This window comes from Clostridium sp. AF21-20LB (genome assembly GCF_003478795.1).
In the GTDB taxonomy this organism is placed as follows: domain Bacteria; phylum Bacillota; class Clostridia; order Lachnospirales; family Lachnospiraceae; genus Otoolea; species Otoolea fessa.
In genome coordinates this window covers 91,999-104,341 of record NZ_QUGD01000008.1, presented here as the reverse complement: position 1 = coordinate 104,341, position 12,343 = coordinate 91,999, and the positions used below count along the sequence as shown (strand labels likewise).

The window sequence follows — 12,343 nt, the reverse complement described above, 5'->3', positions numbered from 1 at the left end:
TATTACTGCGAATGGCAATATTTCAATTCCACGCCTCCGCGAGGGAGGCGACTTTCAATCCACGCCTCCGCGAGGGAGGCGACTTTCGTGGCGCGGCGGCGAATTCGGCTATGCAATTCTATTTCAATCCACGCCTCCGCGAGGGAGGCGACACCGGAAAGACTCCGGAAGAGATCCGGGGATTTATTTCAATCCACGCCTCCGCGAGGGAGGCGACTGCATTAATTACCAATTTTTACATCTGATCCAAAGTATTCCTTGTATAGATCATCCATCTGGCACTTCAAATTAATGTATATACCATCTAGCAATTAATCATTTTATTTGTTTTTGTTTACTTTTTCAGGTGCGAACCTATCAGGCTTTTTATGTCTGCTTTAGGTTCGCACAGACTTGTTACAAGATAAGAACATCATCCGCCGCTATTCCTTTGTCCACGCCTACATGCTCAACTTTCGTCTGATACTTATTTCCCAGATAGTAGAACCGAAGACTGTCCACATTAACGTCGATAATGTCTGTAAGAAGTGATCTAAGCATCACACACTGTGCGTTATCTACTATACATTCGAATACCGAATTTTGTACTCTTCTGCCATAATTCATACATTGCTTTGCCACTTTTCTAAGACGAGTACGGCCTGCCGCTGTTTCTGTATTAACATCGTACGTAATTAATACTAACATGTTCCACACCTCATTTCCACAAAAAAACCGGATATGAATCCAGATCACCACGCAGATATCTTGCTAAAAGCATTGACTGCACATATGGAATCATTCCCCACTCAATTTTTTCATTCAAATACGGATGTGTAATGGTTTCTTTTTTCTTTTTCTGCCACTCTGTTAAAAACTTTTTCCGAATCTCATCATCCATCAGAACTGCTCCGTTTTCCTTTTTGGTAAAGTTTTTACCAGTCATAATCTTTTTATTGATCAGTGACAAAACAAAACGATCTGCCAATACAGGGCGCAATTCTTCAATCAAATCTAATGCCAAAGAAGCTCTTCCCGGACGCTCCGTATGCAAATATCCTACGCACGAATCAAGGCCCACACATTCCAATGCCGATACAATATTATTGGTCAGAAGGGTATACGTAAAGGACAACATTGCATTCACATTATCCATTGGAGGTCTTTTACTCCGCCCATGGAAGAAAAATTCCTTTTTTTGCTGCAAAATCAATTCATCAAATACACCAAAATATACACTTGCAGCCTCTCCCTCATAGCCACGAAGCTGTTCTTTTGATTCGCTGCTTTGTATTTGTATCAGTGAATTTTTCAGCTGCTGCGATGCATTTTTCATTTTCTCAACATCAACCTGAAGTGGGTGATCACGTACTGCTCTTTCCAGCACCCATCGCGCATTATAAACCTTTCCAACAATGCAATTTTTAGCGATCTCCAAACTAATTGCATTATCCTGACTGCTTTCATACTGCTGTTTACGCAACAATACATTTCCTCTGACTTTGCCTGTTACGCGCGCTAAAAAACGCCCCTGCGGAGTCACATAGCATAAAGAGATATTTCTGTCTGCACAAGCGCCCATCAACGCGGGACTTGTCCCTCTATATCCAAAAGAAACGATTCCTTCTAAATTATGAAGCGGCAATCTCCCGCGCTCTTCTTGTTCTTCATAAATTACTATATTTTCTCCATCTAATGCCAGATAACTATTTTCCGATGTTACATATAAGGTATTCAACAATTTTTTCATAGTTCATCCTCCGCCAGTTTTTGGGAAATATACTTTTTCACCTCATCTGAACGACTCAATTTAGGAATACAAATTTCCTTTAAAGAACAAGATTGACATACTTTGCTGTATTTTACCTTAGGAGTATATCCCCTTTGATAATATTGATGCATTTCCTTGAACATATTTTCGACTTCTGTCCGAAGTTCCTGCGTTATCAGAATTCTTTCGCGACGACGTGTTTCACCATAAAAAAGGGCACCTTCATAAATTTGTGTTGAAAACATTTCTTCCAGACACATCGTCTGTGCTGTAAGCTGTAAAATATCTTCTTCTGTATATTTTGGCCTTCCTTTTTTATATTCCACCGGGTAAATTGCATATAATCCCCTATGTCCATGCAGTTTGACACCCTCTTCACTTTTATGGAATTCTACCACATCACATTCCCCACTCACTCCCATTATCTTAGAGTGCACAGGAAGCGCCCGTACAATCAGAATATCCTTGCGCTTCTCCGCCAGGTACGGATCATGAACTTTTTTGTGCATCAATTCGCCTATTACGGTATACTCATTTTCGGCCCACTGCTGTTCAATATGAATTAACGCCCACTGCCTTCGGCAAAACTTAAAGTGCTGAATTCCAGATATCATCAAATAATCATCTTCTGCATAGATCATTTTATCATTCTCTTCACCTCGACACTATCCGGGATCTGCTCACCATGAATCTGAACATCGTAATCACAATAATTTCTCGGATATACAACATCGGCTTTTCTGGAAACTTCTACTGCATCAAATAATTTATATGCCGGACAATCTCCCAGTTCCTTGCTGTGTTTAAATACAATCAATTCCCGTACAGCCATTTTTCCTCGTGCCGCTGAATGATCATGCTCAAACATGTTAATAATAGCTTCCCATAACAGGTCCAGATCCTCTTCTGTAAATCCTGTTACTTTTCTTGCCAGATTGGCTGACACATAACCTTCTGCGCGATAAAGTCCGTATGGAACAATACTCTTTCTTCCCATCTCTGTCTTTTTATCTTCCGCATCCTTTTCGGTTGTAATAGCCACTCGTGTAATAGTGACTTCCTGGCTTACAATCGGATCAATACTTCTTGCAAATCCAATCTGAACCGGTCCCCTTACCTGACCACAATTTAATGATGCCTTTACAAAAGTCGTCATTACAGCACCAAAAGTACGAATATCAAAGAAATTCTGGCACATATAATCTCTGATTTTCAAATCTGCATCCGGATCATTCTTTTTTAATTTTTTTAATCCTTCCGTTACCTTTTTATCATCTGTTTCTGTAATTCCCAGATTTTCGCATGCTTTCCGATCACTTCTGTTTAAAGGCACATCTTCTCTGATATAAATCTGATAACCGGCTTCTCCCTCTTTTACAGTTTCCACATAATTACGAATTTTTCGTTTCAGGCAAACATCCGTTACCAATCCTAGTCCGCTTTCCGGATCAATACGCGGCATATTTCCAGCATCCGGATCTCCATTTGGATTACCATTTTCTACATCAAATAAAATCACAAACTCATATCTGTTTTTAATCGCTTCTCTCATTTTCTATCCTCCCGTTTAGTATATTTATCCTGCACCTGATGATAATACCCTAAATCAAATTTTCCCTGCTCTTCCAAAGTCAATCTTCTCGGAAACTCATCTAATTTACCCATAATTTCTGTCAGCTGGTTTTCATAACTGATTTTTGCACCTAGATTATCCCGCTCCAATTTTTTGATATGACTATTCATAAGCTTAATCAAAATCGGAAATACGGATGCTGGCGTAGCACAAGCCGAATTAAAATAGCGATCTCGAATCGTTGCCTTGATTCCCGGATTTGTGTCTTTTTGAATAAATTCTAACACTGCAAACAAACGTCCCAATAAATAAGGCTGTTCACTGTTTTCCTTATTTAATCCCATGTAGTTAACTCCTTCTTTCCAATTTGTATTTCTAATCAAATATGCTTTTAAAATTGCCGTGCGCCCCCAACTGAGCTTCCGTTCTCCTTGGTCTGCCCGAATTCGAATCAATGTATCTGTGTATAAGCTTGCCGGATAACGTCCGCCCGATAATACAGCCTGCATCACCATCGCAGCCATATTGGGAATCGGACTCTTATCTCGAGAATTCTGATTAACTGTTTCCATCAGCATATCACGTATACTCATATATTCCCTGGTTTCCCAAGACGGTTGTACAATTTTCATGCGTTCATAATGCTCTGAGATATGTTCCAGTATCTTTCCAAATGAATCTTGGTAAAAGAATCGAACCGAAAGCCTTGCCGCATTAGGTGCCAATCCCAGAATGTAAAAACGCTGTTCCGAATCCATCTCTATATCTTCTACCTTAATCGGCTGATCCTTTTTGATGCAGTCAAATATTTCACGAATCGTCTCCCGATTATCTACTGTAGGAACTAACGCAAACGAAAATACATCCTGATATGCCTTCTGTCCATTTTCAGCCCAATAAACAACCATTGTGTCTCCAAGCTGAAACGTATAATTTCTCTGCGACAACAAATAATTTAGCGCTGTTGTATAAGCAAATTCCGCATATTTTCCAACCGGTGCATTATAACTTTGTTCTTTTCCATAAGATTCAAAAGCCGGAGCATTAAATGATACCAATGCTGCACCGCTGGACTGAGCACCTGGAACACCTTTGATGGTTCGATGTATACGAGATATCTCTGCTTTCTTACCGGTTACCAGACAAATTCCTGTATTTCCACCTTCTTCCCCGTCACATGAATTCTGTTTTTTATTCCACAGTTCTTTTATTTCTTCATCCTCTTGTGCTTCACATCCATTCATGTAAAATATTAAATTACCGCCATCTGTAAGAGCTTCCCAAATTTCAGATTCCTTTAACTTCTCTTCCTCTTTTTCCGGATTCCACGTTTCAAAGAATGCTTTGATAGATGCTGCCATCTCTCCTTCTGCCTGTTCAAGCAATTCCAGGTGTTTTTCCTTTGCTGCCTGAAAGCACTCTAACACTCTTTTAGAACTTCCGTCTTTATCGAATCCAAGCATATATTTCGAATTATCGCAAAGAAAATTGGATGACACACCGGAGGAACGTGTTACCATCTGCGGAACCATTCTAGTCGTTGAAACCCAAACTTTCTTTTTTCCACGCTCTTCCTCTGTTTTTAAACTGATAAATCCTTTCACCTTTCCATCTGGCATTAATTCAATTGCATAGGAAACCTTCGCTTCACACCATCCTTCTTTTGATACCTTTCCCTCTGCTGCCAGATTTTCATAATGCTTTGCAAGCGCCTGCAATATCACCTTATCACCTCGCAGTCTCCTAAATCGATTGTTCCATGCTTCATAACTGCCCTAAAAAACATAGGCTGTATATGTTCTGGATCTGTATAATCCATATCATACAACATATATCCCAAATCTTTTTCCGGAACAACTTCATAGCAAGAATGAATCTCATCCTCTTCCCACAACATAAACTGTGCTGGGAATTCTCGGCATCCAAAGTATGGCATATGGTAGCACTCCCCTCTTTTGAGCCGGCGTTTTATTATATCTTGGAATTTCCCCGGATTATCTGTATTATTCGCCTTCTCTGTCATTTCAAAATGGGCTTCCACAATATACTCAACATCACAAAGGAGCAATGATGCACGCTGGACAATATCTTCCTTCGTACTGATATACAACTGCTTATCACCACCGTTATAGACCTGCAGCACATTACTGGCCGAAACTTTGCTCTTTACTTCATTTCTCCTTACACTTGTAAAGCGTATTGGATTAATAACATGAATCTTATCTACCACCCAACGCAGTCCCGGATGCCAGTAGATCGCATCTAAAATTCCTCTTGCTGCAGATGGAGTAATCACATCATAGCTGCAGCGCTCCACCTTCATTTCAGGTCGGGAAAATAGAGCATACGGACCCCAGACTTTAATTTTAACACTCATTAAAACCACCACCCCTTTTGTCAGAAAAACATATTATTTCTCGTGTCATTTTGATATAATACCAACATAAAGCTTTGCAATTGTCAGTCCTTTCTTATAAAACCAACTATACCACACTTCATTCCAAAGATCAATATTTACTTCAAATTCCAATGAAAATTCATTTTAGTAGTTGCACCAAAAACATTTTTATCATACACAAATCCGTAATTCTATATTATAATTTATCTGTCAGGTGCACTATACAACAACCTGTGGATTGAAATATTGGCATTTGCAGTAATGCACCACAAGTCCAGCAAGAATTAACTTCCTGCTGGACTTTATTCTTACTACATAAATACCCCCATTCCCATCTCTATGTCCAACCGAAGTCCATACTCTTCTGTATACCCGTCATCTGAACAAAGTTCATATAAATCTTCTATATCCTCTGATACTGGTCTCAACATTCCGGAAGCTGCCAATTTATCATAATTTCCTGTATAAACGTTAACGCAATACTGACCTGCCTTTCGCATCAGAGATTTTGTATATCCCTTATATCGTATTTCTTTCAGCAGTTGTTTTGCATCTTCCTCCTGAGGAATAAAAATTGTTACCGTATGCTCATCAATTAATTTAAATTTCTTCGAAGCCGTTGAAAAATTATAAACTCCTCTTTGGAATTCATCCATTATTTTCTTTTTGTCTAACTCATTCCTTCGAAGATAATACAATTTCTTAAAATAATCTCTCGCCGTCTCCGGTGCTGAAAAATCCACTTGTTCATCCATCAAGCTAGAGGCAACATCCATCTGTTGTCTCTGTCCCGGCATATATTCTTTTTCTGAAAATGTAAAGATATACACCTTACTATCTTCCACCGATCGCTTTCCCTCACGATTACATCGTCCTGCTGCCTGAACGATTGAATCGATTCCGGCAAGCTGACGATATACAGACCGAAAATCCACATCCACTCCAGCCTCTATCAAACTGGTTGCAATCAGAATACACTCATCACTCCCTTTTAATCTCTGCCGAACTTCCTCTAACACTTCTTTTCGATGCTTCGGATACATAGCAGTAGAAAGATGATATACATGTTCTGCTCCTCTTTCTTTTAATCGCTGGTACAAAGACTGAGCTCTTGCTTTTGTATTAACAATACAGAGCGCCTGTGTTTCCTCTATTAAACGATCTTCCAACTCCTCCGTACTAACCTTTCCCATCGAGATAAACTCTGTTCGTTTAAAAAAGGCGAACTGTTCTTCCTTTTGCGGACATAATTCGCGAATGTTACACTTCTTTTGAAATAATCCTTCCAAGGCAGGTTGAGTCGCAGTGCAAAGAACCAGACTAGAATGATAATTCTGAACCAATTCCTCCATCTGTGCCAGACATGGTAGCATGTAATCGGTTGGAAGCATCTGTACCTCATCAAATATAATTACACTATTTGCGATGCGATGCAATTTACGGCATTTAGATGATTTATTGGAAAATAATGATTCAAAAAACTGTACATTCGTCGTCACAATCACAGGTTTATCCCAATTTTCTGCTGCCAGCTGCATTGGCTTTAATTCTTCCGATGATTCATAATCTATATTATAGTAATTTTCCAGTACATTCCGTTCCCCCAGAATTTCACGAAATACAGATGCATTCTGCTCAATAATACTCGTATATGGAATGACGTAAATAATTCGTTCCATCCCATATCGGACTGCATGTTTCAAGGCAAACGCAAGGGAAGCCAGCGTCTTCCCTCCGCCGGTCGGTACAGTTAACTGAAATATTCCCGGTTCTTCTTCCCCACTTTGAATACAATTTCTCAAGATTTCGCTGCGATGACCGTTGACGGTTGTCAAATCTTTATTTTCAAGCCATCCTTTTATATACTCAGAAAGTCTCTGTTCTAATACCTCTAAAGATTCTCCTGAATCTCTCCCTACCTTTCCATTGAGCATGAACTGCTCAGTATCCAAAAAATCCGCATCTACCAAACAAGAGTACAGCATACGAATAAATACACTCAATGAGAAATCCGGATTTATCACTACATTCGGATCAAAGGGAATCTCCTGTAATGCCGGAATCTCGATTTCATCTAGGTAAGAACTATAATCCTCCACCTTTTTCTTCAATCTTCCATACATCATTGATTTATCAAGTCCCGTTCCTGCTCCTGTATTGGGAAGTCCTGCATGATGACCGGCAATACAATACCCCAGAAGAGAGTAGAAACCACCTTTTTCCATACAAACCTTTGCCCCAGCTGTAGAATGATCTACCTGATTAGTATTATTTCCACGTATCCTCTCTTGAAATGCTTCTGAATATTTTCCTATATCATGCAGCATCCCAGCACAATAACCCCACTGTTCCTTTCTGAAGGACCTTGCAAACTCTGCTGCCAGTACGGCAGTCCCCTCCAGATGTTCTTTTATTGATTGTTCACGTTTACCATCAATATGTGCCAGATATTTCATCTTGTCTTTTTTCATCACTCCCACCCCTCTCACTTATCACGCTCCTATCCATTTTGCCATCTACAGATTATCAATCTTCGCAGTGAAATTTATTCCTGCAAATTCATCTGAATTTCCATAAATCAATCATATCACACATTTCCATATATAGTACCCCCCACCTAATAGGTGTCGTATATACATCCCATCTAAAATCATCCATATATTGACACAATTTTCCTCAAAAGAAAAGCGGCTGATCAATACCATAATCAACCGCCTAAAACAATTCTTGTAATCAACCCACAGTGCTTCTTATTATACTTCCCACTCCAATTTACTAACCATTCAACGCTCACAGCAATTCGTCAATTTTTGCAAAATCGATATTCAGATCATCATAAATCCCTGCCGGAACAAGATCGGAAAATGTATATTCGTTCATATCATTTTTTTCAAAATTATATACAATAATCCTGTTTTTCGTTTTATCCACGATCCAATATTCACGGACACCGGCCGTGCGATATTTAAAAAGCTTTATCATGTAGTCAATCCGCTGGCTTCCCGGTGATACCACTTCAATAATCCAATCTGGTGCTCCCGCACATCCTTTATCATTTAATTTAGACGGATCGCAGATCACGCTTACATCCGGCTCTACGTAAGTATGATCATCCTCGTTTAAAAAAAACTGCAAATGGAGCGACATAAGGCCTGCATACTCCGCCTTTCTGCTTAATATAGTCCCGAATAACTGCAAATATTTCACCTACAATTTCCTGATGAGCCCGGCTTGGAGGTGCCATCATATACATGGTACCATCTATCAATTCTGCACGGGTTCCTTCCGGAAGATCATATATATCTTGTACTGTATACGTTTTGTATTTAGGTAATGGCATAGCTCCTCCTTTCTCGGCTGAAATATACTTTCCTCTATAATAAATAGTTTATCGTATCTCCGTTCTTTTATCAATCAATTCATTGATACGTTTTCAATTTTTAAAGCCAAAATGTGGTCAAAAAAGCGGCTGACCTCCCGATCAACCGCTTTAAATAACTCTTTTACCTATTATCTTCCCGCTTCTTCATCCCAGCTGCCGTCTTCCTTCACGTACCAGCCGTCCGGTGTCCGGCGTTTTGAATACATGATGCCGGCACTGCCGTCTTGATTCGGATTCAGATAATACCATTTTCCATTGATGAACTGCCATCCTGTAAGCATACCCTGGTTTTCGTCCATATAGAACCATCCCTGGTACAGGGTGTCATAGATCCAGCCGGTACTCAGATATCCCTCAGCGCCAAATGCCCACCATCTGCCGTTGACTTTTTCCCAATGAAATGCACCGGTATTGCCCATAGGCCAGGTGCCGTCACTGTAACGGAGCCACCAGCCTCTGGCATCCTTTATCCAATGGCTGTAACCGTCATTCACTGCCTGATTCGATGCACCGGTGATAACCCCCTGCTCCTCGCTGCGGTAGCCTTTCTGGCTATCTTTGGTTACTGTGCCGGAACTTACGCTGCTGCTTGTTCCACTGCTGCCCTTTCCACCGCTGTCTTTTCCGCCGCTGTCTTTTCCGCCGCCTGAATGACTGCCTGAGCTTGAAGGCGCTTGCTGAACCGTCACATTGACTGTTTTTACAGCATCATTGAAATTGGCCATCGAAGCTTTCACATATACCTGATAGGTTCCCGCATCTGTAAAGCCCGGGATCTCACTCTGGTAATCCACTCCATTCTTAGAATAAGTAAATACCACTGCATCCGGACTCACATTTGAAAGACCGGTTTCCACAGATGCATGGATCTGCGGCTTCTGCTCGGTACCATTGTAGGTAAGCGGAGCTGCCGACACAATCATGGATGCGAAATCACGTGCTACGATATTGCCTTTGATAGATGCGCTATTTTCTGTCAGCTCATAATTCTTTGCATTGTCACCTGCTAACGTAATATTTGCCGCCTCAATATTGTGCTCTCCAACATCCGCACTCTGATATGCCAAATTCACCTGGTCAGCACGAACATCCTGAGAATCAGGAGTACCGGAATCACTGTAAAGCTGAACGGATAAATTCTGCTCCTCCGTAATATCTGTCGTTCCATCATAGACTTTATCCAAAGAGTCTCCTGTTATCCGCGCATTTAATTTACACTTGTCGATTGTAAGTATAGCTTGTTTCGATTCATTCGTATAATTTTCCTGTCCCAACAGATAAACGGTGTATGTTCCAGCATCTTTTCGCTCTGTAACTATCATATTATCAGTTCCTGTCCAATATGTCCAATATTGGATTGTATAATCCGCCTTATCCACTTCATCTCCGGAAGCTCCCTGCCAGTTCTCAACCACCTTGATCTTCGGGTTCCGGGATTGACCATTATAAATGACGGTCTCTGGTTCGAGTGTTACTTTTGTATCTGCAAACCTCCGTTCGGTAATACTCGTTCGGTTATCAGAGCAAAATACCTTCGACTCGTAATTATCTACTGTCACCCTTACAAATACAAACTGACCAGACTCTGCTACATTCACAATCTTCGGACACTCCGACTTCCACTGATCTTCTTGTAAATCATCCTTACGATTTGTTCTCTTCAGCTGATATTCATATCTTGCACCACTAGGAATACTACTTGCGCTAATGGCAGCTGCCAGATATCCTTGGGCTCCTCTATATTCACCGCTGGCAGCCGTTACGGTCAAGTTCCAGGAATCAGGAAACTTTGCTTTATTAACCGTCAATGTTATACAAACCGGATTTTCTCCGGCTTTATAGAATCCACTTGCCTGTGTATTTACCTGGATTTTAAATACACCAGCCTTGGTCACCTTCAACTGGCCCGTTTCCTCGTCAATCGTTCCTTCTCCTTTATCACTTCCTGTATATTCAGCAAGTTCATATTGCAGGTTTCCGGCTCTATCCGGTTGATGAATACCCGCAAGGTTTTGAACATCGATCGACATATTTTCGCTATAATCTCTACTAATTTCCGCTGTATAACCTGTAATTTGATCCGGTGTCTGCTTTGCATCATCGGGCAGACTTCCGTTTCCGCTGATTGTGCCTTTATTGATAAATGTTCCGTTTTCTTTTTTTACAAATGGACCGTTTGAAACAAATTCTCCTTTATTGGTAAGTGTGCCACTATCAATTATCGTACTTCCAGAGGTTACCTTTCCGCCACTTGCAACAGTGAAGGAACTATTTATATATAATCGATCCGTAATCAGTTCTTGGGCTTGAATCGTTGCAGATCCACCACTCTGCAAAAATCCTATTCCATCACTATTAGATTTTGTTGAAATTGTTCCGTCTGAAAGTTCAAAAATACCCTCATTCTCAATTCCGGGTTTCCCACTTCCAGTTGCCGTTAATGATCCACCCGTCATCCGGAAATTTCCACGGACAAACACGCCATTCTTGCCTGTTCCCGTAGCAGTAACAGCGCCTCCTCTAATATTTAAATTTCCCGTTTTTCCCACAACAATGCCTCCTGAGAATGGAGCGCTATTGTTTCCCGCATAGGCAGTTGCTTCTATCGTTCCACTTTCTATCGTCAAGTTACCTTCGACTGCTATTCCGCTGGATCCATCCCTACTTGTTCCTGTCGTTGGAGAATTCTTAGCTGTCAAAGAAGCGGGTGCTGTTCCTTCCTTAATCGTCGCGCTTACATTTTCCTTAATTTTGAGGCCAACTCCTCCAACACCTTTTCCTTTTCCCTCTAATACATTGCTTCCATTTAATACTATCTCCCATGTTCCCCGGCTTAACTCAAGGTTCTGTATGGTAGTAGCATTCGTCATTCTTAATTGAAAGCTATTTTCTCCTGAATTAGTAACCTCTATACCGCGATCGTTCAATAAATTCATTACGTCGTCGTTAAGACTAGAAAACCCACTCTCATCATAGGCAAGACCTTTACAAGTTTTCCCTTCTTCAAAATTTACATTTAACACAACATTTTTATAATCATACACCGGCATCGCCGCCTGGTCTCCCGTCACAGACACTTCCACCACCAGCGTCTCTACATCTTCCGCCAGTTCATATGCCTCCGGCAGCTCTGCTGCAAACTCATAGGTGCCTTCCAGCGGCCAGCGGCCTTCTTCATCCTGCACATACTCGTTACAGCTCCAGCCAGTGATCGGAAGTTTTTCCTCTTCTTCCCCCCCC

10 protein-coding genes are annotated in these 12,343 nt (G+C 40.9%); all 10 read right to left on the bottom strand.

The window, feature by feature from the left end:
* Nucleotides 1–396: 396 nt before the first annotated feature.
* The 10 genes from cas2 to DWX76_RS06415 all read right to left on the bottom strand — a co-directional run bounded on the left by cas2 (nt 397) and on the right by DWX76_RS06415 (nt 12,288).
* A complete protein-coding gene (cas2, locus tag DWX76_RS06455; RefSeq protein ID WP_118570338.1) occupies nt 397–687 on the bottom strand; it encodes a CRISPR-associated endonuclease Cas2 in 291 nt (96 codons plus the stop codon).
* Between the two features lie 10 nt (nt 688–697).
* Nucleotides 698–1,729: a type I-C CRISPR-associated endonuclease Cas1c gene (gene cas1c / locus DWX76_RS06450; protein ID WP_118570337.1), complete on the bottom strand. Its 1,032-nt coding sequence runs from the start codon at nt 1,727–1,729 to the stop codon at nt 698–700.
* Nucleotides 1,726–2,391, bottom strand: a complete 666-nt coding sequence (gene cas4, locus DWX76_RS06445) for a CRISPR-associated protein Cas4 (protein WP_118570336.1) — start codon at nt 2,389–2,391, stop codon at nt 1,726–1,728. The genes cas1c and cas4 overlap by 4 nt, the downstream gene beginning before the upstream one ends.
* A complete protein-coding gene (cas7c, locus tag DWX76_RS06440) occupies nt 2,388–3,302 on the bottom strand; it encodes a type I-C CRISPR-associated protein Cas7/Csd2 (RefSeq protein ID WP_118570335.1) in 915 nt (304 codons plus the stop codon). Before cas7c ends, cas4 begins: the two co-directional genes overlap by 4 nt.
* Nucleotides 3,299–5,047, bottom strand: coding sequence for a type I-C CRISPR-associated protein Cas8c/Csd1 (gene cas8c, locus DWX76_RS06435; RefSeq protein ID WP_118570334.1), 1,749 nt, complete (start codon nt 5,045–5,047; stop codon nt 3,299–3,301). Before cas8c ends, cas7c begins: the two co-directional genes overlap by 4 nt.
* Nucleotides 5,044–5,700, bottom strand: a complete 657-nt coding sequence (gene cas5c / locus DWX76_RS06430) for a type I-C CRISPR-associated protein Cas5c (protein WP_118570333.1) — start codon at nt 5,698–5,700, stop codon at nt 5,044–5,046. The genes cas8c and cas5c overlap by 4 nt, the downstream gene beginning before the upstream one ends.
* Before the next feature lie 332 nt (nt 5,701–6,032).
* Nucleotides 6,033–8,192, bottom strand: coding sequence for a CRISPR-associated helicase Cas3' (gene cas3 / locus DWX76_RS06425; RefSeq protein WP_412650247.1), 2,160 nt, complete (start codon nt 8,190–8,192; stop codon nt 6,033–6,035).
* A 319-nt stretch (nt 8,193–8,511) separates the two neighbouring features.
* Complete coding sequence (locus DWX76_RS14955; protein WP_412693999.1) at nt 8,512–8,802, bottom strand: Uma2 family endonuclease; 291 nt, start codon at nt 8,800–8,802, stop codon at nt 8,512–8,514.
* Nucleotides 8,803–8,830: 28 nt separating this feature from the next.
* Complete coding sequence (locus DWX76_RS14950) at nt 8,831–9,061, bottom strand: Uma2 family endonuclease (RefSeq protein WP_412693998.1); 231 nt, start codon at nt 9,059–9,061, stop codon at nt 8,831–8,833.
* A gap of 170 nt (nt 9,062–9,231) precedes the next feature.
* Nucleotides 9,232–12,288, bottom strand: a complete 3,057-nt coding sequence (locus DWX76_RS06415; RefSeq protein WP_118570332.1) for a YDG domain-containing protein — start codon at nt 12,286–12,288, stop codon at nt 9,232–9,234.
* Nucleotides 12,289–12,343: the final 55 nt, after the last annotated feature.

Bases quoted from the DNA above. Each gene is read 5' to 3' on its own strand.
- cas2 (WP_118570338.1), bottom strand. From the start codon at position 687: ATGTTAGTATTAATTACGTACGATGTTAATACAGAAACAGCGGCAGGC.
- DWX76_RS14950 (WP_412693998.1), bottom strand. From the start codon at position 9,061: ATGCCATTACCTAAATACAAAACGTATACAGTACAAGATATATATGAT.
- cas1c (WP_118570337.1), bottom strand. From the start codon at position 1,729: ATGAAAAAATTGTTGAATACCTTATATGTAACATCGGAAAATAGTTAT.
- cas5c (WP_118570333.1), bottom strand. From the start codon at position 5,700: ATGAGTGTTAAAATTAAAGTCTGGGGTCCGTATGCTCTATTTTCCCGA.
- cas3 (WP_412650247.1), bottom strand. From the start codon at position 8,192: ATGAAAAAAGACAAGATGAAATATCTGGCACATATTGATGGTAAACGT.
- cas4 (WP_118570336.1), bottom strand. From the start codon at position 2,391: ATGATCTATGCAGAAGATGATTATTTGATGATATCTGGAATTCAGCAC.
- cas7c (WP_118570335.1), bottom strand. From the start codon at position 3,302: ATGAGAGAAGCGATTAAAAACAGATATGAGTTTGTGATTTTATTTGAT.